The sequence below is a fragment of the Pseudoalteromonas distincta genome (assembly GCF_005877035.1).
Classification (GTDB): domain Bacteria; phylum Pseudomonadota; class Gammaproteobacteria; order Enterobacterales; family Alteromonadaceae; genus Pseudoalteromonas; species Pseudoalteromonas distincta.
This window is the reverse complement of the sequence record NZ_CP040558.1, coordinates 2,269,725-2,290,925: the sequence shown is the minus strand read 5'-3', so window position 1 is coordinate 2,290,925 and position 21,201 is coordinate 2,269,725. Positions and strand designations below refer to the sequence as shown.

17 protein-coding genes and 1 tRNA gene are annotated in these 21,201 nt (G+C 38.2%); 13 read left to right on the top strand and 5 right to left on the bottom strand.

The features are described from left to right. Positions 1-23: 23 nt before the first annotated feature. The 3 genes from FFU37_RS10210 to FFU37_RS10200 form a co-directional block, all read right to left on the bottom strand. Positions 24-614, bottom strand: a complete 591-nt coding sequence (locus FFU37_RS10210) for a hypothetical protein (protein ID WP_138489417.1) — start codon at positions 612-614, stop codon at positions 24-26. Between the two features lie 232 nt (positions 615-846). Then, the gene (locus tag FFU37_RS10205; protein WP_024606656.1) at positions 847-2,691 is read right to left on the bottom strand and encodes a DEAD/DEAH box helicase; all 1,845 of its coding nucleotides are present in this window, start codon (positions 2,689-2,691) and stop codon (positions 847-849) included. Positions 2,692-2,851: 160 nt separating this feature from the next. Beyond that, positions 2,852-3,115, bottom strand: a complete 264-nt coding sequence (locus FFU37_RS10200; protein WP_024605333.1) for a GrxA family glutaredoxin — start codon at positions 3,113-3,115, stop codon at positions 2,852-2,854. 258 nt (positions 3,116-3,373) lie between these two features. On the opposite strand from FFU37_RS10200, the gene FFU37_RS10195 reads away from it, so the two are divergent. The 9 genes from FFU37_RS10195 (at position 3,374) to FFU37_RS10155 (ending at position 13,283) form a co-directional block, all read left to right on the top strand. Further along, on the top strand, positions 3,374-4,411 hold the full coding sequence (locus tag FFU37_RS10195; RefSeq protein ID WP_239022700.1) for a response regulator: 1,038 nt from the start codon (positions 3,374-3,376) through the stop codon (positions 4,409-4,411). Between the two features lie 19 nt (positions 4,412-4,430). Continuing rightward, positions 4,431-5,045 (top strand): cysteine hydrolase family protein, encoded by a 615-nt coding sequence (locus FFU37_RS10190; RefSeq protein WP_234047852.1) that lies wholly within the window; start codon positions 4,431-4,433, stop codon positions 5,043-5,045. Continuing rightward, positions 5,038-7,848, top strand: a complete 2,811-nt coding sequence (locus tag FFU37_RS10185) for a PAS domain-containing hybrid sensor histidine kinase/response regulator (protein ID WP_138489416.1) — start codon at positions 5,038-5,040, stop codon at positions 7,846-7,848. The genes FFU37_RS10190 and FFU37_RS10185 overlap by 8 nt, the downstream gene beginning before the upstream one ends. Positions 7,849-8,534: 686 nt before the next feature. After that, positions 8,535-8,825 carry a hypothetical protein gene (locus FFU37_RS10180; RefSeq protein WP_039489278.1) on the top strand — a complete coding sequence of 97 codons (291 nt, stop codon included), beginning with the start codon at positions 8,535-8,537 and terminating at the stop codon, positions 8,823-8,825. A 499-nt stretch (positions 8,826-9,324) separates the two neighbouring features. Continuing rightward, positions 9,325-10,065 carry a putative bifunctional diguanylate cyclase/phosphodiesterase gene (locus FFU37_RS10175; protein WP_039489281.1) on the top strand — a complete coding sequence of 247 codons (741 nt, stop codon included), beginning with the start codon at positions 9,325-9,327 and terminating at the stop codon, positions 10,063-10,065. Positions 10,066-10,173: 108 nt separating this feature from the next. Next, positions 10,174-10,548 (top strand): Hpt domain-containing protein, encoded by a 375-nt coding sequence (locus FFU37_RS10170; RefSeq protein WP_138489415.1) that lies wholly within the window; start codon positions 10,174-10,176, stop codon positions 10,546-10,548. Between the two features lie 9 nt (positions 10,549-10,557). Beyond that, complete coding sequence (locus FFU37_RS10165; RefSeq protein WP_082007326.1) at positions 10,558-11,955, top strand: sigma-54-dependent transcriptional regulator; 1,398 nt, start codon at positions 10,558-10,560, stop codon at positions 11,953-11,955. A 113-nt stretch (positions 11,956-12,068) separates the two neighbouring features. Next, the gene (locus tag FFU37_RS10160) at positions 12,069-12,599 is read left to right on the top strand and encodes a peroxiredoxin-like family protein (protein WP_039489283.1); all 531 of its coding nucleotides are present in this window, start codon (positions 12,069-12,071) and stop codon (positions 12,597-12,599) included. Positions 12,600-12,836: 237 nt separating this feature from the next. After that, the gene (locus FFU37_RS10155; protein ID WP_024595972.1) at positions 12,837-13,283 is read left to right on the top strand and encodes an Hsp20 family protein; all 447 of its coding nucleotides are present in this window, start codon (positions 12,837-12,839) and stop codon (positions 13,281-13,283) included. A 60-nt stretch (positions 13,284-13,343) separates the two neighbouring features. Here FFU37_RS10155 and FFU37_RS10150 read toward each other — a convergent pair whose 3' ends face one another. Then, complete coding sequence (locus tag FFU37_RS10150; RefSeq protein ID WP_138489414.1) at positions 13,344-14,900, bottom strand: cryptochrome/photolyase family protein; 1,557 nt, start codon at positions 14,898-14,900, stop codon at positions 13,344-13,346. Between the two features lie 288 nt (positions 14,901-15,188). Then, a complete protein-coding gene (locus FFU37_RS10145) occupies positions 15,189-15,650 on the bottom strand; it encodes a globin (RefSeq protein WP_138489413.1) in 462 nt (153 codons plus the stop codon). 435 nt (positions 15,651-16,085) lie between these two features. On the opposite strand from FFU37_RS10145, the gene FFU37_RS10140 reads away from it, so the two are divergent. The 4 genes from FFU37_RS10140 (at position 16,086) to infB (ending at position 21,124) form a co-directional block, all read left to right on the top strand. Then, a tRNA-Met gene (locus tag FFU37_RS10140) sits at positions 16,086-16,162 on the top strand. Between the two features lie 281 nt (positions 16,163-16,443). Further along, on the top strand, positions 16,444-16,899 hold the full coding sequence (rimP, locus tag FFU37_RS10135) for a ribosome maturation factor RimP (RefSeq protein WP_002958482.1): 456 nt from the start codon (positions 16,444-16,446) through the stop codon (positions 16,897-16,899). 39 nt (positions 16,900-16,938) lie between these two features. Further along, positions 16,939-18,438, top strand: coding sequence for a transcription termination factor NusA (gene nusA, locus FFU37_RS10130; protein ID WP_002958483.1), 1,500 nt, complete (start codon positions 16,939-16,941; stop codon positions 18,436-18,438). 25 nt (positions 18,439-18,463) lie between these two features. Beyond that, positions 18,464-21,124, top strand: coding sequence for a translation initiation factor IF-2 (infB, locus tag FFU37_RS10125; RefSeq protein WP_002958484.1), 2,661 nt, complete (start codon positions 18,464-18,466; stop codon positions 21,122-21,124). Positions 21,125-21,201: the final 77 nt, after the last annotated feature.

Genomic DNA, 21,201 nt, shown 5'->3' with positions numbered 1-21,201 from the left:
TGTAATGTAAAAGTAAGTCTAAGTTACCTTTCTAAATCTCTCACTATATAGCCAAATAAGCTGGCCTCTCCAACAATATACACATAATCATTTTTGTTGTTCATTATTGTAGACTTATCGTCATACCACCTAAAATCATGAATCTTATTCGTTTTAGGGTCTTTGAAGTATAAACGAGTACAGCTATCTTCATACTCAGTGCCACACTCTTGTACATCGGTCAGGATGTATTCTTTATACCAATAGTCGCCTTGTGTGTAGTAAGCCCATAATTTAATAGGATCAGAGATAAAAACATAGAGTGTTCCAAAGATTAATAAAGGGGATAATGGGTACATGAAAATGGATGCTAATTTTATTTTAGTATCTGAGAAATTGTATTTAAGTGATTCTCTATATTTACTGCAGCGTTTATATTTATTGAATATAAGTATATTTAAATAGATAAATAGTGCACAACAGATAATAGGGAGGGTTATAAAGAAAACAGCGTCGTATAGTTCATTTGAGATGAATGGTGGATCTGTAAAGTCCATTAAAATAGGTATAGTGATGCATAATAAAATGGGGAGTACTATTGCTACAAAGAGCAAGTTGTCGTAAATCTTTTTCAATTTTTAATTCGTCCGTGAACTATAGCCTTTGTCTAGTTTACAGAATTTTTGTTATTTTAAAAATCAGAGAAATGTATTTATAGGCATTAAGCAACCCGAACTCAGGCTAAAAAAACTATCTCAAGCCGCTATTGAATTGACGCGAAAGTTTACTTTTTTTCACTGTAGCAGCTTAAAAACAAAAAAACCTTGTCACTTTCGTGGCAAGGTTTTTTTATTAAAGAGTCGTTGCTTATTTAGCTGTGAAGCTTACAGGGCGACGTTCTTTACGAGGACCGCTGCGCTTATCACCGCGTGCGCCGTCATCTTTATTAAAGCTGCGTTTCTTATCACCAGCTGGACGCTCAGAGCGTTCGCCACGTGGTTCAGCAGGACCTTGATCAGTTGTAATTGTTAAGCCCATAGGGCGTTTACAAATAAACACTTTTTGGAAGTGATCAAGTACATCTTTAGGCATGTTTTGCGGTAATTGAACCGTGCTGTGATTGTCGTGTAGACGAATATCACCAATAAACTTGCTTGAGATGTCAGCTTCGTTAGCGATAGCGCCAACAATATTTTTAACCTGAACACCATGTTCACGACCTACTTCGATACGGTACGTATCCATAGGACCTGCATCACGGCTGTTACGTTCGCGAGGTTTACGCTCAGCGCGCTCTCCACCACGTTCGCCGCCACGTTCGTTACGACGTCCACGGTCACCACGATCGTTGCGTGAATTGCGGTCGTTACGCTCGTTACGTTCACGAGGTTGAATCTTAACTTCTTCAACTTTAATTGGCGACTGTTGCTGTGCTAAACACAGTAACGCACCCGCTAAGCTTTCAAGAGGAAGGTCAAGTTTTTCAGCCATGTTAGTAGCTACTTCATTGAAGAACGTGATGTCTTTGTTTTCAAGCGCAATAGTTAATTTTGCTTGTAACGCTTCGATACGTTTTTCTTCAACAATTTTTGCTGTAGGTAATTCAACTTGAGCAATTTCAGACTTCGTATGACGAATGATATTTTTAAGTAAATAACGTTCGTTATGTTTTACGAATAAGATTGCTTTACCAGTACGACCAGCACGACCTGTACGGCCGATACGGTGAACGTAGGCTTCAGAATCTTGTGGGATATCGTAGTTGATAACTAAGCTTAAACGGTCAACATCTAGACCACGTGCCGCTACATCTGTTGCAATAACAATGTTTAGCATGCCACTTTTTAAGCGATCTACAGTGCGTTCACGTGCTTGCTGGTTCATGTCACCGTTAAGTGGAGCAGCAGAGAAACCTTCGCGCTCTAATAACTCAGCAAGTTGTACTGTATCGTTACGCGTACGTACGAAAACAATAGCACCTTCATATTGCTCAGCTTCTAAGAAGCGAACAATTGCTTTATTTTTATGTACGCTTGCATTCCAAAACACTTGCTCAACAGATGATACTGTCGAGTTACGCGCAGAAATATGAACCTGTTCAGGATTGTTCATATACTTGCTGCTGATGTTTTGAATTTGCTTAGGCATAGTCGCAGAGAAAAGACATGTTTGCTTTTCGCGCGGTGTTTTTTCCATGATGCTTTCTACATCATCGATAAAGCCCATACGTAACATTTCATCGGCTTCATCAAGTACAAGTGCTTGTAGAGCATCAAACTTGATAGTGCCACGGTTAATGTGATCGATTAAACGACCTGGAGTTGCAACAATAACCTGAGCGCCACGACGAAGTGCGCTTAATTGGATACTGTAGCTTTGGCCACCATAGAGTGCCAATACTTCAATACCACGAACATGTTTAGCATATTGTTCGAATGCCTCAGCAACTTGGATCGCAAGCTCACGTGTTGGTGTGAGTACAAGGATCTGTGGCTGTTTCACAGACGGGTCAATATTATTTAGTAATGGCAGTGCAAATGCTGCGGTTTTACCTGTACCCGTTTGAGCTAGTCCCAGTACGTCCTTTCTTTCTAGCAATAACGGTATACATTGAGCTTGGATTTCAGATGGTGTCTTGTAACCCAACTCTTCAACTGCCTTCAAAATTGCAGGAGAAAGATTTAGAGATTCAAACGTGACTGGTTCTGACATTAATACGCCTCAACGAATTTAAAGAGGCGCGCATTATATAGGATTCGCGAGGCAAATGCTTGTATAAATTGAAACTAATTTCTATGTGTTTGATGTTGGTCGGAATTTAACCAGCTTAATTTAGGGTTTATTAAACTGGTTAACATATTTAATACAACGCTTATTTGTACAAGCCTAGGTTTTCTTTTGCGTAAGCTTCAAATTCTGTAAATCCACCGATGTGATTTTGATCCACAAAAATTTGTGGAACGGTAGGGCAAGGTTTACCAGCTGACTTTTCAAGGTCGGCTTTACTAATGCCTTCTTTAATTATATCGATGTAGCGAAATTTAAAGTCATCACGTTCATTTGATAGTTGCTGCGCAACATCTTTTGCACGAACACAATATGGACAACCTTCACGGCCAAAAATTACAGTTAACATAGCTTTCTCCTCAATTTGATTAAAATCAGTTTAAATGATTGAAAAATTATTTAAAGCAAAAAAAATCGATTGCACCATTCTAATAAAAACCATAAATCATATATTGCATAGCAATATGATTTGCAAAATGCGAATGAGAAACTAAAGCGCTGTCTGTCTAATACTTAAGTATATGAATGCGAGTGTGTTTACAAGAATTAATTTGTGGCACATAACTTGATGATTAAGAGGTATACATTGGGTTAACGAGAATACTTTATGAATATTAATAGTCACGTTTTAGAAATTATCCAAGGGGTAATCGGTAAATATTGTGAAACCCAAAATCGAAATTTTTCAGTTACTTTAATTAACAAGTTGCAATGTAACTACGTTTGTTTGCAAATTCCTCTTGAGCAAATGATTGCGCAATGCGAGGAATTTCTGATTCCAGCGCTAGCATCTGTAAAGCAGAGCTTTTTACTTAACCTAGAAGCAAATATACAAGGCGTTAGCCTTCATTACCAGATTGATGATTCTGAGCAAGTAAGCACGCTGGATTTTCATGGGCTTTTAGCAACAAAAGAGTCTGTTAGTTTGGCACTTGATATTAGCCAAAATATAGACGTTCTAACTGATTGTGAGGCGTTATTTAAAAGTTGTTTAATAACATCGGATAATACCCATGAGCGCTTTGGCTTAAATTTTAAATTATTCAATAGCACTTTTAAGGAAACGGTACAGATTGAGGATTTACGTCACCTTAGTGGTGACGCGCTAACTGATAAACTAAATGGTGACAGCATAAATAGACACATAAAGTTATGCACTATTAGCGACATCAGTGAGCTGAGCCAAGAGAATAAACTATCTAAAAAAATATTAGGTTGGCCATTTTTTGATACTGATCTCATTACCATTTTAACAACATTTCATACGCAAACACGTTTATCTGTATTAGTGGCGGATGACAGCTTACCAAGCCAAATTGCAACAAAAGTGATGCTCGAAATGCTGGGCTGCTTAGTAACATGTGCAGAAAATGGCGCTAGTGCTTTAACGCTTGCTCAAAATGAACCATTTGATTTATTGCTCTTAGATGAGCGCATGCCAGGAATGTTTGGCAGTGACGTCGCACAGCAATTGGTGCGTCAAAATACCCCTAATAATAATACACCCAAAGTTATTTTAACGGGGCTAACAGGGGATGAGCAGATAGCTGAGTTATTTGAAAAAGGTATTACGCACTATTTACAAAAACCAGTGACCAAAGCAGTGCTCGAAAAGTTTATTAAACCTTGGCAATTAGCGTCTTAAATTGGTTAATAAGGTGGCAATGATGCATGACTTTTCTAAAACAGCGCTTATTTTGATTGGTTTTCAAAATGATTACTTTTCACCAAAAGGTATTTTGTATGACGTGGTTGAAGAGTCGTCAAGAATTACTGGCGTGGTAGAAAATACACTCTCTTTATTGGCCGCCTGTGCAGAGCAATTTGCGTTAGTTGTTAATACACCCATTCATTTTACACAAAACTACAGTGAGCTTAAAAATCCTATTGGCATATTAAAAGCTATTGCAGATGTGGGCGCATTTAAAGCAGGTTCGTACGGCGCTCAAACCATTGAGCAGCTAGATTTTTTTAGCAATGTTATAGAAGTGGTGCCTGGGAAAAGAGGTTTAAATGCTTTTACACATACTGCTCTAGCGCAAAAGCTCAAAGAACATGGTGTCACTAATGTAATTTTAGCCGGTACGGTGACTTCTATTTGTATTGACTCAACTGCGCGAACGGCTGTTGAACTTGGTTTTAACGTCACTATTTTAAGTGACTGCACATCGAGTCGCACTCCTTTTGAACAAACTTTTTACTGTGAAGAGGTTTTTCCTCTTTATGCGCGAGTTTGTGATAGCAAAACTCTTATTAAGCATTGGAGAGAGCATGGATAACTACGATGAACTACAAGTGCAAATTCAATATGCATTGGTTGAAAAGCTCTCCAATAGTAATCGACGTCAAGCAAAGCTATTAGCTATTTTAGATGAATGTATTTTTGAGTGTGATACACATTTAAATCTTACCTATATTAACGAAGCGTGGGAGAAGAAACTAGGTTACTCAAGCGATTCATTAATTGGTTCTAATATTACTAAGTTAATGAATTGCGATGATATTATGCATTTTGTTGCATACAGTTGTTGTTTGCTTGAAGGAAAGCAGACTCCTAGTGTAGAAATACAAATAAAAAATAGTCACGGACTCTTAAACTGGTTTGAGTTGAGGCTAGTTTATGATGAAAAAAGCGGTTTTATAGGTTCACTCTATGACATTCAACGTCATAAAGACTCACAACTTTTGCTTACACAACAGCAAAAATATGTAAAACGCTTATCGCTTGTTGCGAGCCATACAAATAACTTAGTGATAATTACAGATAAATTTGGCGTAATTGAGTGGGTTAACAATAGTTTTGAAGTACTTACAGGTTACACCTGTGATGAGGTTATAGGCACCAGTCCTGGTCAATTACTGCAAGGGCCAAAAACATGTGAAAAAAGCCGTAAGGTCATGTCTCATGCCGTAAAAAATGGACTTCCTTTTCAAGTTGAAACTACAAATTACGATAAAAACGGTAATATTTATTGGGTTGCTATTGATGCAAACCCAGTGCGGGATGATGAAGGCCAAGTAAAGCACTTTATCGCTATAGAAACTAATATTACGCAGCGAGTTAAAGCCGAACAAGCAATGGCAGAGATAGAATATAATTATCACTCTGTCGTTGATAATATCCCTGATATTGTTTTACGCCTTGATACATTTGGCAATCTATTATTTATAAATCAAGCATGGCAGCGAGTGCTACACAGCAGGGTAGATGAGAGCCTTGGCTTACCTATAATTAAGTTTATAGCAAAAGAAGATGTAGAAAAAATTAGTAGCACTTTACTTGATTACAAACAAGGTAAGCGTGACATTCGTCGCTTTGATATACGTTTAATTAATGCACAAGGTATAAATAACTGGGTCGAAATTACACTTACTCCAATTGTTGGTGGCTACGAAAGTGATTTATCATCAATTGCTGCGACACTTGTGGATATACAAGAGCGTATTGAAAGCGAGCAAATATTACTTGATGCTAAACATCAGGCAGAAACCCTAGCGGAGTCAAAAAGCCGATTCATGGCAAATATTAGCCATGAAATTCGCACGCCATTAAATGCTGTGATTGGATCTGCAGATATTTTGCATCATACCGGTTTAACTTCTGAACAAATGCGCTATACACAAATGATTAAAACAAGTTCTGACGCGCTATTAAGTGTATTGGACGATGTATTAACGTACTCACGTTTTGAAGCACAAGCCATAACACTAAATAATCAGCCATTTAGTATTGATACGTGTATTGAAGAAGCAATAGATATAATTTCCCAAAGCGCTTTACAAAAAGGGCTTGAGGTTATTTTTGATTTTTATCCTGATGTACCAGCTCAAGTAATTGGTGATCATGCCCGTATAAGACAAATAGTCATAAATTTATTAGCCAATGCGATTAAGTTCACTCAACATGGTGTAATAACGGTTACTGTTAAGTGCACTCATATTGAAGGTAATAATTTAAACCTTTATATATCTGTAAAAGACACGGGTATGGGAATTGCAAAAAATAAAATTGACAGTATGTTTATGCCTTTTATTCAATCCGATAATTCAATTACTCGAAAGCATGGTGGTAGTGGCTTAGGGCTTGCGATATGTAGGCAAATTTGTGATGTGGTAGGTGGAGATATTTCGGTTAGTTCTGAGTTTAATAAAGGAAGCGAGTTTATAGTTAATTACCCGCTGCAAATAGACACAACTGACTCAATTTTAAGAGAAGGGTTTGCAGCACGAAGTAAAAAGCCAAAAGTATGGATAGTAGGAAGTCACGAAATTCTAAAAACAGCCTTGGAGCATACGCTCACTCGGTTTTCTATCACTTTTGAACATTACGAAGTATGCCCAGATATACCCAAGTACGATAGTTTTCCTGATGCAATTGTACTAACTGATCCTCAAATGTTAGCCCAAACACGCGAGCGTATAAATACATACAACTCCCTTAATTCACCGTGTTTACTCATCCTAGATTTGCTAGGTAAAAGCTTATTACCACAAAATATTAACGACAGAGAGCTCAGGTTAAATGGCCCTTATAAAGTATCGCATGTACTACGGGCAATTAGTTTATTAGAAGAGCAGCTGTTTCATTTGGATATTATATTTACCAATCGTGAGCAAAAAGAAACTTTAGAAAGCCCCTTAGGGTTAACTCAGTTAAGCGGAACCAAGGTATTGGTTGCTGAAGATAATACGAATAATCAAATTGTAATTCGGCAGTTTTTAGAACAAAAAGGTTGCCGTGTGCATATTGTTAGTGATGGTCAAGAGGCAATAATAAAGGCGCAAAACGATGAAATTGATATTATTTTTATGGATATCCAAATGCCAATACTCGATGGGATTTCTGCAACTAAAGCAATCAGAAAGTTAGGTATAACCACCCCCATAATAGCACTCACTGCAAATGCGATTCATGGTGATAAAGAGCGATTTATAGACGCGGGGATGAATGACTATTTAGCTAAGCCAATTGTAAGTGAGACACTTTATTTATTACTTGATAAATATGCCCCAGAGCAGGTTATTGAATCTAAACATTTAAAGCTCTCTCGTTTAGCGCAAGTGTGGGAAAAGCTGAGTTGAGCAATGAAGGCTAGGGTTTGTTAAACGTTTAGGGTTAAGTTTGTAGCAGTGTGTTTGGTATTTAGGCAAAGTTGAGCCTATGCAGTGTGGTTATTTTCCATAAATGGGCGATAACGTAGCATTAATGCCAAACAGGCGCTGCCCAAAGGGATCTTCCCAGGGGCTATTTACTCTTTGTTGCCAACATGGATGTAGGTAAGGGGCGTGTGCGGGACGCAGAAGCTTTGCTCGGTCTTACATCGATGTAAGTCAGTAGGGTAACGCAGGAGCAGCTACCGAGCCCGCTAGGTTATAAACCTCGCGCCGCGATTAAACCGCCTGTAGTTTGAACGAATTTTAATCCGCAAAATCAACAGACAATATAAAAAGTGGGTTTGTGTTGCATAAAACTTGATAAACGGAGAAATTAACCTAGTATTTTAGGGGTAAGTTAAATTTATTTTTTAGTAATTAATGAGTGTTTTTAGTGTGTTTTTTTTAATTTGATTCGCAAATTGCAATTCAAAATAAAAATAAAATGTTATGAACTTTATTTAAATACTCAATCATACCTTTAATTTATTTTAACGACATGATTTTGTAAGGTTTTTACTTTTTTGTAAAGTTGTTATCTGGTTGGCACGACTTTCGCAATATATTAATTATCAAATCAAGACGAATTTAGTTAAATTTTTAAGGGGTGCAATATGCAAACAAACACAAAAGCCAAACAACAGCCTAAAGGTAACAATTGGGTACTAACACCTGAAATTATGGTTTTGTCAATTTTGCTTGTTGCCACTTTAGTAATAGGTATAACAGTTTTACGAGGTAGCGATTCGATTGAACCGCTGGCAGATATTCAGCCAATTACTTTTACACAGGCTGATGTTGAAAACGCGCAGTTGATGAGTAATACGTTTGACTCGCAAAATACCAACTATGCACAACATGTAACAGCTTCTAAAAACGAAAATAACGACACTCTTCCAAACTAGAGACTTTTACGCAGGTAACTATTTATAGTTGCCTGCGTTTTTTTATGTTCCTAGCACCAATTTAATTTTTTATCCCTCCCCATAAAATTATTTATATTCTCTTAAATTTAGATGGTGCTTAACCTAAACAGGGTTTTATCAAAGCTTTCTCTTTTCTCATATACAATTGCTAATATTAGCTTTGGTCAGTATCTATTAACTGGCTTATCTGTGTTTTATAAGCTCGATTAAGCGCTCACTTGCCAATTTAGCTGCATTGCAAACTGAATTGCAAAATGCGAATGAAATGGGAGAAGTAAAGCCATTTAATCTTCTAGTTTAACTACTTGAATATATTGGTTTTTATTTCTGTTTTTTTGTATTTAAAATGGCCTGTAAATTGCTCTTTAATATAATAAGTCACTAATAGTGAAACCGGAGCAAAATCATGAGTGCGTTTAAATACCTAGAATCGGAAAAACCAGTCAATCTAGCAAGATGGCATGAGTTAGAGAGAATCATGTCTGATTCAATGCAAAATAATTATTTTAAAATGGTTTATCAACCACTTGTATCATTGGGATCTGGAAAGCTGGTCGGCTTTGAGTCGCTAGTAAGGTGCCAATCACCGCGCTTTGGCATTGTTGGCCCTGATGAGTTTATCCCTCATGTAGAGCAATCGGGAATGATTTTAGAATTAGGTGACTGGATTTTTGAGCAATGTTTGTCTGATTTAAAACATATGCGGCAGTTTGGTATGACAGATATTGCTGTTTCATTAAATATTTCACCGGTACAAATCTTAGATGGTGATGTGTTTTCAAAAGTAATGTCTTTGCTAGAAAAGCACCAAATACCACCACAGGCTATTAAAGTCGAATTAACGGAAACAGCGCTCATTCATAGTCCTGATAAAATAGCTAAGGCGTTTGAAAACTTCCATAAAGAAGGCGTAAAGGTGTGGATTGATGATTTTGGCACTGGGTATGCCTCTTTAGGTTTACTTCGTCAATTTGATATTGATGGTTTAAAAATTGATCGCAGTTTTGTAAGTGGTATTGCAACTAATAATGAAGACTTTACGTTATGTAGCGCAATTATTGCGATGGCTCAACGATTGGGTTTACAAACGGTAGCAGAGGGTATTGAAGAGAATGAGCAATTACAAATATTAGAACAACTTGGTTGCGATATAGCTCAGGGATACCTGCTAGATAAGCCGCAAACGTTAACTAAAAGTATTGATACTTGGGCTTTGTAAATGTTTATATTCATTTTGATTTGCAAAATGCAAAAAACAAATTACTCTTAAACTACAACTCTTACATTTTATTAGTGTACGAAGTTTTAACTTACACGAAGGTTATCTATGCCCATATCAGAGCAGTTTGTCGATAAAAGTATTACCGATCTAAATGTATTAACTCAACTCGAAAAGGATGTTGGGACAACTGTGTTAGCTCGTTTAATTAAATTATTTATTGATGAATTAGTTACTATGGCTAACCAATTAGATACGGCAATTAGTAGTGAAGATACTATAAAAATTAAAGAAGTAATGCATGTCTTAAAAAATTCAGCAGCTTTATATGGTGCATCTGCTTTAGCTGCGTTAGCAACACAATTACACGATTCGCCACCGTCAACTACACAAGAAAACTTGCACGCAGCGCTTGTTATTAAACACAACTTGGATAAAACCCGAGATGCGTATCAAATAATGAGTAATAGTATAGCTATCTAGGAGAAAGCCGTGTCAGATATAATTGATAAAGGTCTTGTTTATATTGTAGAAGATAGCATTGCCAGTGGTGCTTTATATGCAAGTCAGCTTGAACAGGCTGGTTTCCAATGCAAACACTTTACAGATGGGTACTCTGCTTTAGTAGGTATTAAAGAAAAAATGCCAGCGGTCATAGTACAAGACGTATGCTTGCCAGATATAAGTGGGCTTGAGGTATTACAATTTGTAAATAAGCAGAAAAATCCTGCTAATGTAGTCATGATCACCTCAAACAGCTCTATTGATATTGCAGTGGAAGCAATGCGTTTAGGCGGTTTTGATTTTTTAGAAAAACCTTTCACAAGCCAACGACTCATTAGCTCAGTAGAAAGTGCGTTGACGCCAAAAGAGCAAGTTAAAGTTCAACCATTGGTTAAAAACAGGGATAAAAATCAAGATTTTGTTGGTGAATCTCTGGCAATGAAAACCGTTTTTAGATTACTTGATAGTGCAGCTAGAAGTAAAGCGTGTGTATTTATCACAGGTGAAAGTGGAACCGGTAAAGAAGTTTGCGCACAAACCCTTCATGATACAAGCCCGAGAAATACAGGACCATTTATTGCCATAAACTGTGCAGCTATCCCTGCTGAGCTATTTGAATCAGAATTTTTTGGTCATGTTAAAGGTGCGTTTAGTGGGGCATTAAGCGATCGAAAAGGGGCTGTTGAAGTGGCCAACGGCGGTACCTTATTTTTAGATGAATTATGTGAAATGGAACTTAACTTACAAGCAAAGTTATTACGCTTTTTACAAACAGGCATTTTTAGTAAGGTGGGTAGTAGTGAAGTATTACACAGCGATGTTCGTTTAGTCTGTGCAACAAACAGAAACCCAATCATAGAGGTAGCAGAAGGGCGTTTTAGAGAAGATTTATATTACCGTTTAAATGTTATCCCCGTAAAGCTCCCCCCTTTAAGAGAACGCGGAGGCGATATATTACTGCTTGCTGAGTATATTTTGAAACAAAAAAGCGATAGTAATGCAAAGCATTTCACTGGTTTTTCTGATGAAGTTAAGGCGCTTTTTTGTAATTACGATTGGCCAGGAAATATTCGCGAACTACAAAATGTAATTGAAAACACCGTCGTTATTAATGATGGCGATGTAATTGAAAAAGACATGCTACCAAGCTCATTTGGGTTAGGCGCTGTGAAGCACTCGATATCCGCTAAGTCAGTTCACAATACAAACGAGCAGAGTGTTCAATTATCGCCTATGTCTGTTCACGATATAGAACCTTTGTGGCAAGTTGAAAAAAGGGCGATTGAAAATGCAATTAAAAGCTGTGAAGACAATATTCCTCTTGCTGCTGCTTATCTAGGGGTTAGTGCATCTACCATTTATAGAAAAATAAAGGGATGGTCTTAAAGTTATAATCGATTTTTAATTACACTTTTCAGGTTGAATTAATAAAAGTTACCCTAAGCTCTATGGGTAAGAGCAAATTAATTTTTAATCTGAAACAGTAAAAGGAGATCGCAATGAGTAACACTAGTTTAAAACCTGCGGATATTATGCCATCACTAGTTGTGAGTGATGTTGATGAGAACAAGGTAGATTTAGTTGATAGAGTAAGTGACTCTCCCTGGAAAATGATTGTTGTTTATCGAGGTCAGCATTGCCCTAAATGTACTGCGCAACTTAACGAACTTGCTAAAGTTCATAAAGACTTTAAAGATGCTGGTGTTGAAGTGGTTGCAGTAAGTGGTGATAGCCATGAGCAGCTTAATAAACATCTTGAAAAAATAGATATTAACTTCCCAATTTACTATGGTTTAACAATCGAACAAATGACCGATTTAGGGCTACATATTAGCGAGCCTCGCAGTGATGCAGAAACTGATCATCCATTTGCTGAGCCAGGCATTTTTGTACTTAATGAAAAAAATCAGCTTCAAATGGTCGATATATCAAACAGCCCATTTGTTCGTCCTGATTTAGAGCAACTGCTAGGTGGAATTAAGTTTTCTAGAGAAAACGACTACCCAATCCGAGGCACATTTATTAAATAACATTCATTTTCATGGTTTCAAAAGGCACTTTTTAGTGCCTTTTTTTATTTATTTTTAATTTTTTTAAAATTAATCTCTTGAAAACAATTTTACCGTCCATATATAGTTAAGTAGGACGCCTGATGGGTCCTAAATTAAACTTAAATAATTGAAATTTATATTATTAATTAAACTTTGCTTGAGCTTGTTCAATAGAAAAGCACATGCAAAATATCGCTTAAATATGAGGATATTATTATGCGTACAGTAGACTTATCACCACTTTATCGTTCATTTATCGGCTTCGAACATTTAGCATCACTTATGGATGCGGCAGCTAATACAGATAAGCAGCCAAGTTTTCCTCCTTACAACATAGAAGCACTCGATAAAGACAAATACAGAATCACTATGGCCGTTGCCGGTTTTAGCGATAACGAATTAACCATTGAGTCAGAAAATAACACATTAAAAGTTACAGGTACTAAAGCAAATAAAGATGAAAACGCAGAGCGTAAATTTATTCATCAAGGTATTGCTGAGCGTAACTTTGAACGTAAATTCCAGTTAGGAGATCATGTAAAAGTACTTGGCGCAGATTTAGCCAATGGCTTACTAAGTATTGACTTAGAACGTGAAATCCCTGAAGCGCTAAAACCACGTAAAATTGAAATTGGTAATAGCAATCTAATAGAAGGTAAATAATCTTCTAAAGTACATGTTCCCCTGATTACTTAGCCGCCTCATTCGAGGCGGCTTTTTTGTTTACAGCGCTTCTAAATTATTAAGGTAGTAGGTTGCTTGTTGCAGCGTTTGTTCTTGGAGTGTTTTTTCTTGTTTATCCCAGTTTTTATATACCATACCAATACGTGGGTTCTTTTCTAGCCTGTCTCTGTGTTTATTCATGAAATGCCAGTACAGGCTATTTAGCGGGCAAGCTTTATCACCTACTTTTTGTTTAACATCGTACTGACAGCTTTTGCAGTAATCGCTCATCTTATTAATGTAGTTACCGCTTGCAGCATAAGGTTTAGTCGCAATTATTCCATCATCGGCAAACTGGCTCATTCCTCGGGTGTTGGGCATCTCTACCCACTCTATGGCATCGATATAAACACCTAGGTACCAGTTATCTACGTCATCAGGGTTTATTCCTGTAAGCATGCAAAAGTTTCCAATAACCATTAGGCGTTGAATATGGTGGGCATAAGCGGTTTCAAGGCTTTGTTTTAATGAGTGGCTTAGGCAATTCATTTTTGTTGAGCTGTTCCAAAAATAAGATGGTAGTGTGTTTTTGGCTTGTAGTTGATTTTTAACAGCGTAGTCGGGCATGTTAATCCAATAAATGGCACGTACATATTCTCTCCAACCTAATATTTGCCTAGTAAAGCCCTCTACTTGGGAGAGGGATATTTCACTTGGTCTTTGTTCGTATTCTCTTATTACACGTTTGATTACATATAACGGGTGGAGTATTTTTGCGTTTAGGGCAAACGATAATCGGCTATGGTACAAGCTGGTATTATTTTTACTTTGATCTGTCATCGCATCTTGAAAGTGACCAAAGCAACTAAGTAAATGCTCGCAAAAGTATTCGAGAGATTCAATAGCTTGTTTACGCGTTGTTGGCCACTCTAGTCTCTGATCGGCTATTTCGCCAAAGTAAACGATTTTGTGCTTATTTAAGCGAGAAATGATGCTCTTAACATCATTATTGTATAGCTTAGGTTTTGGTATACACGCTAAGTCAGCTTTGGAAAATTTATTACGATTATTACTGTCAAAATTCCATTTGCCACCGGTTGGCTTAGTATCATCAACTAATATATTAAACTGCTTACGCATAGCACGATAGAAGTGCTCCATTGTCACATGCTTGTTTTTTGTAAAGCGTGTTTTTATATCGGTGAACGGTAATAAAAAATGTTCAGTATCTGTGGCAATTACATCAAATGAGCCATCACTTTTAAACTTAGCTAATTGAGACTTAAGCCTAAACTCATCAGGATATTGATATTCAATAGTTTCGCATTGGTATTTATCGGCAATTCGCTTGAGTAATTCAATTAAGTCTTTGTCGTCAGCGGTATCGTCAAGTGTCAAATGCAAAACATTAAAACCTGCCGTTTTTAATGCAGTTGCAAAGTTTTCCATAGCATTAAAAAAAGCACACAGTTTTTGAATGTGATGCTTAACGTAGTCGGTTTCTTGTTTTAATTCTGCGATGAGATAAAGCGTGTCGTCGTCTTTTTGTTTATACCATGAATGAGATGGGTTTAGCTGATCGCCTAGTATTAATCTAAGTGTTTTATGATGGGTCATAGTAAAGCCAAATTTTTTTATACGGGCATAGTTAATTAAACGATCGTTTTAATATTTTACAACAAGCAAATAGGAGTAATTAAGTGCATAACGACAATAGTTTGCTGTTTTTAATGCTGGGGATTATTTGTTTCTTGAGTTTAATAATAGATTAGTAAAACGAATAGAGGCGGTAAATAACGCAATACATTGTGCTGTTAGCAATAGGGCAAAAAAGTTTAACCGCATATCAAGGCGTTCCTGATTAAGGGGAGATTAAGTAAATTAAGTCTCCCCCCAATTGAATATCTAAATTTTATTACTTTGCTTTTGCTGCATTCTTTGTTGTAACGAAACCACATTGGTAACGTTGAAAAGAACATTGCTTGCAAAGCTTTCAAAGTACCTAAGCGCTTTTTTCCAAGCGAGCTGACTCTCAGTATTAAAATGTTTACCAAGGTGCTCTTCAAGGGTTTCGTAAAAAGCGTTAGATAAAAGGGCAATGTCACTGTGTGAAGCGCCGCTTTTTTTTAGATACATTAAATGGTGAGCTAAAAAAGGAGCTACCGATGCTGGTTTATCTAAATGCTTAACAATTCGTTCTAATACGCAAAAGAGGGTAAAGCTCTTTTCGTTAAACTGTAAGGCCGTCGGGTAATTCATCTCAATACTAGATTGGGCTAATTTACTATGAAACTTAGCAGTAAACGCATGAAAGTTAGGCTTAATAATTGTTAAGTTATTTAATAATGCTGATTGTTGTTGATTCATTTTTATCTCGTTGCAGTGAGTAATAACTATTATTATCAAGTAGGAATAATGTTGATTATAGCGGGCAGTTCAAATTCTGCACGTTTTTTTAGTGTGAAAGTATGGCTTTTTGTTATATCTATTTACTTTCTGGTAATTAGTGAGCCTTTAAAACGTATTTTAAGAGTTATTAAACTTCAGTTTATCTGATTTTTATCCTGAAATAATAAGCTACTACATTTTATGACTCAAGTATGGGAATTTTATAAAGTTGGCTGATTACTTATGTTACTTACATATACATTAAATTAGCATCTTGACGAATTGCAAATTTTATAAACTAATTGCGTATTATAGTTGCTAATTATCCTGTACATCCTTATAATAGCGGCCATTGTTTAGCGTGTTGTATAACAGCTAACAGCGATATTAAATTTAAGGTTTGATATCTATTGGCGCGGGATGGAGCAGTCTGGTAGCTCGTCGGGCTCATAACCCGAAGGTCGTCGGTTCAAATCCGGCTCCCGCAACCAATTCTACTAGTAGGTATTACCTTACTAATTTATATCGCGCATTCTAAGTAATGCGCGTTTTGCGTTTTAGGCTATGTAGTTTAATTAGGTCAGTTTACTGACTCGCAACCAAGCTTGGCCCTCGGCCACACAGTTTTATGCTTTATTGGTGTGACGCCCCGCTTGGTTCGGGGCGTTGTTGTATCTGCACCTTACGATTTGTGGCAATTGCTATCAAATTAAAATTTAAACTCAGTATTTTAGGGCTATAAGCCCTTTTTTTGTTTGTATGGAGGATTTTCGTGACAAAACTTGAACAAGATTTAGTAACCATGTTAACGCCTGCGGTAGAAATGTTAGGCTTTGAGTTGCATGGTCTTGAATTTGTACAAGCGGGTCGCCATTCTACCTTAAGAGTATATATTGCTCATGAGGATGGGATCTCAGTTGATAACTGTGCGGATGCCAGTCGCCAAATTAGTGCGATTTTAGACGTCGAAGACCCAATTACAAATGAATATGATTTGGAAGTATCGTCTCCTGGTGTTGATCGTCTATTATTCAAACAAGATCACTACGAGCAGGCGCAAGGAGAGGAAGTACGCGTGCGTACTAAACTTCCACAGGATGGTCGTCGTAATTTTAAAGGCGACTTAGTAGCAGTTAGCAGCGATATGATCACACTATCTAGCGATGGTGCAGAGCATCTGATCATGCTTAGTAACATCGAACGTGCGAATTTAATCGCGAAGTTTTAAATTCGAGTGCGAAGGAATAGGGCAAGCGAGGCATTACCCATGGCAAAAGAGATATTATTGGTTGCTGAAGCCGTTTCCAATGAGAAAGCGGTTCCAAAAGAAAAGATTTTTGAAGCTCTAGAGTTCGCTCTAGCGACAGCGACAAAGAAAAAACACGATGGCGAAATTGAAGTACGTGTAGCAATTGACCGTAAAACCGGTGATTACGATACGTTCCGTCGCTGGCAAATTGCCGCTGTATTAGAAGATGGTTCATTAGAGAACCCATACAGCGAAATCACTCTAGAAGCAGCACAGGTTGAAGAACCTGATTTGCAAATGGGTGATTATGTTGAAGAACAAATCGACTCAATCAAATTTGACCGTATTACAACACAAATGGCTAAGCAAGTTATCGTACAAAAAGTACGTGAAGCTGAGCGCGCTTTAGTTGTTGAAGCATACAAAGATCAAGAAGGCGAGCTGGTAACGGGTGTTGTTAAAAAAGCAACTCGCGATGCAATCGTACTTGATTTAGGTAACAACGCAGAAGCGGTAATTTACCGTGATGACATGTTGCCACGTGAAAACTTCCGCCCGGGTGATCGAATCCGTGGTCTTTTATATGAAGTTAAACCTGAAGCACGCGGTGCACAATTATTTGTAACGCGCTCTAAACCTGAAATGCTAATGGAATTATTCCGCATTGAGGTGCCAGAAATTGGCGAAGAGATGATTGAGTTACGTGCAGCTGCACGTGATCCAGGTTCACGCGCTAAAATTGCTGTTAAATCTAACGACAAACGCATTGATCCAATCGGTGCATGTGTTGGTATGCGTGGCGCACGAGTTCAAGCTGTATCGTCTGAGCTTGGTGGCGAACGTGTTGATATCGTACTTTACGATGACAACCCAGCACAATTTGTTATCAATGCAATGGCGCCAGCAGAAGTTGCTTCAATCGTAATGGATGAAGACACTCACTCAATGGATATCGCTGTAGAAGCCGATAACCTAGCGCAAGCAATTGGTCGTAATGGTCAGAATGTTCGTTTAGCAAGCCAATTAACTGGCTGGGAACTAAACGTAATGACTGTTGAAGACATGCGTACTAAAAATGAAGCTGAATCTGATAAGTTACTTAACTTATTCACTGAAAATTTAGATATAGATGATGAGTTTGCATCATTACTTATTAACGAAGGTTTCTCGACACTTGAAGAAGTGGCGTATGTACCTGCGTCTGAATTTTTAGAAATTGATGGTCTTGATGAAGAGACTGTAGATTTATTGCGTTCACGCGCAAAAGATGCATTGACAACTAAAGCACTTAAAACGGAAGAAAGCTTAGATGGCGCAGAGCCAGCTGAAGACTTACTTGCGCTTGAAGGCTTAGAGCGTCACTTAGCATTTGTTATGGCAAGCAAAGGTGTTGTTACACTTGAAGACTTGGCAGAGCAAGGTATTGACGAATTAGTTGATATCACAGAACTTTCATCTGAAAAAGCGGGTGAACTGATTATGGCTGCACGAAACATTTGTTGGTTTGCAGACGAGTAATTTATTAACGGAGGTATTACACACTATGGCAGAAGTAAATGTTGAAAAACTAGCCGGCGATATAGGTACAACTGTTGATAAATTGCTACAGCAGTTTTCACAAGCAGGTATCACTAAGCAAGCAACTGATAACGTAACAGAAGCTGAAAAAGCAACGTTACTTGATCATTTAAGCAAGCATCATGGTGGTACAGGTTCAGATGGCCCAGCGCGTATGACTTTACAACGTAAGAGCAAAAGCACATTAAGTGTGACTGGTTCTACGGGTAAAGCTAAAGATGTTCAAGTTGAAGTTCGCAAAACACGTACCTACGTGAAGAAAAGCGCAATGGAACAAGAACAAGAGCAAGCACGCTTAGCCGCTGAAGAAAAAGCCCGTCTTGAACAGCAACAAAAAGCTGAACAAGAAGCCGCAGAATTAAAAGCGAAACAAGAGGCAGAACGTAAAGCGAAAGAAGAAGCTGACCGTAAAGCCAAAGAAGAAGCTAAACGCAAAGCTGATGCAGAGCGTAAAGCGAAACAAAAGCAGATGACCCCAGAGCAAAGTGCTAAGTCTGAGAAAGATCGCATAGAAGCTGAGCGTCTGCAAAAAGAAGCAGAAGAGGCCGCATTGAAGAAAGCTGAAGAAGAAGCGAAACGTCAAGCAGAAGAGGCAAGAAAGCTAGCTGAAGAGAATTCAGCACGCTGGAAGAAAGAAGAAGAAGAACGTAAGAAACGCGAAGAAACAGCGGATCACCATCTTACGACTTCGACTTATGCACGTGAAGCAGAAGATGTTGCCGATGCTCGTGATGAGCAAGGCACTCGCCGTGCTAAGAAAAAGAAAAAAGCGCCAGCAAAAGATAAATTTGCAGCGTCAAGAGGCCGTAACAAGTCTAAATTAAAAGCACCAGCATCGCTGCAGCATGGTTTCCAAAAACCAACTGTTGATGTTAAAAATGAAGTGCGTATTAGCGAAACAATTACAGTAGCTGAGCTTGCATCACGCATGGCTGTTAAAGGCGCTGAAGTTGTTAAAACAATGATGAAAATGGGTGACATGGTTACTATTAACCAAGTGATCGACCAAGAAGCTGCACAACTAGTTGCAGAAGAAATGGGTCACAAGGTTATCATTGTTAAAGAAAACGAATTAGAGCAAACAGTACTTAACGACCGCCATGAAGATGGTAAGTCAGAGCCTCGTGCTCCAGTAGTAACTGTAATGGGTCACGTTGACCATGGTAAAACATCGACTCTAGATTACATTCGTTCTGCGAAGGTTGCTTCTGGCGAAGCCGGTGGTATTACACAGCATATCGGTGCATACCATGTTGATGTAAACGGCAATATGATTACCTTCTTAGATACTCCAGGACATGCTGCATTTACATCAATGCGTGCTCGTGGTGCTAAAGCGACAGATATCGTAATCTTAGTGGTTGCAGCAGATGATGGTGTTATGCCACAAACTAAAGAAGCGGTACAGCACGCACGTGCAGCTGGCGTTCCTTTAATCATTGCTGTAAACAAAATGGATAAAGAAGGCGCAGATCCAGATCGCGTTAAAAACGAACTAGCTCAGCTAGACGTTATCCCTGAAGAATGGGGCGGCGATACGCAGTACGTTCATATCTCAGCTAAAACTGGTCTAGGTATTGATGACCTTCTTGAAGCCGTACTTATGCAATCTGAGCTTTTAGAGCTTTCTGCCCCTACCGAAGGTATGGCTGCAGGTGTTGTTATTGAATCTCGTCTTGATAAAGGCCGTGGTCCAGTTGCATCAGTACTTGTTCAATCTGGTACGCTTAACCAAGGTGACATTGTATTATGTGGTCTTGAGTATGGCCGTGTTCGTGCAATGCGCGATGAAAACGGTAAAGACATCAAGTCGGCAGGTCCATCGATTCCAGTCGAGATTTTAGGTCTTTCTGGTATTCCAGCTGCGGGCGACGAAGCAACTGTAGTTAAAGATGAGCGTAAAGCGCGTGAAGTTGCTTTATACCGTCAAGGTAAGTTCCGCGATGTTAAACTAGCACGTCAACAAAAAGCTAAGCTTGAAAACATGTTTACTAACATGACTGAAGGTGATGTTTCTGAAGTTAACGTGGTACTTAAAGCAGACGTTCAAGGTTCTATCGAAGCAATCTCTGATTCACTAACTAAACTTTCTACTGATGAAGTGAAAGTGAAGATTGTAGGCTCTGGTGTTGGTGGTATTACTGAGACTGATGCGACACTAGCTGCAGCGTCTAACGCAATTGTAGTTGGCTTTAACGTTCGTGCTGATGCATCTGCTCGTAAAGTGATTGATACTGAAAACTTAGACCTTCGTTATTACAGCGTAATTTATGCCTTAATCGAAGAAGTTAAGCAAGCAATGTCAGGCATGCTAGCACCTGAGTTTAAACAAGAAATCATTGGTCTTGCGCAAGTTCGTGACGTATTCAAGTCTCCAAAAATTGGCGCAATTGCTGGTTGTATGGTTACTGAAGGTGTTATTAAACGTAGCGCTCCAATCCGTGTACTACGTGAAAACGTGGTTATCTATGAAGGTGAACTTGAGTCACTTCGTCGCTTCAAAGACGATGTTGCTGATGTTCGTAACGGCATGGAATGTGGTATCGGCGTTAAGAACTACAATGACGTACGTGTTGGTGACCAAATCGAAGTATTTGAAACAGTTGAAGTACAACGTACTCTTTAATTGTTAGCTCGCTAAACTAATAAATGGGGGCTTAGCCCCCATTTGTGTATCCATTATTTAATTAGCTTATTATTAAA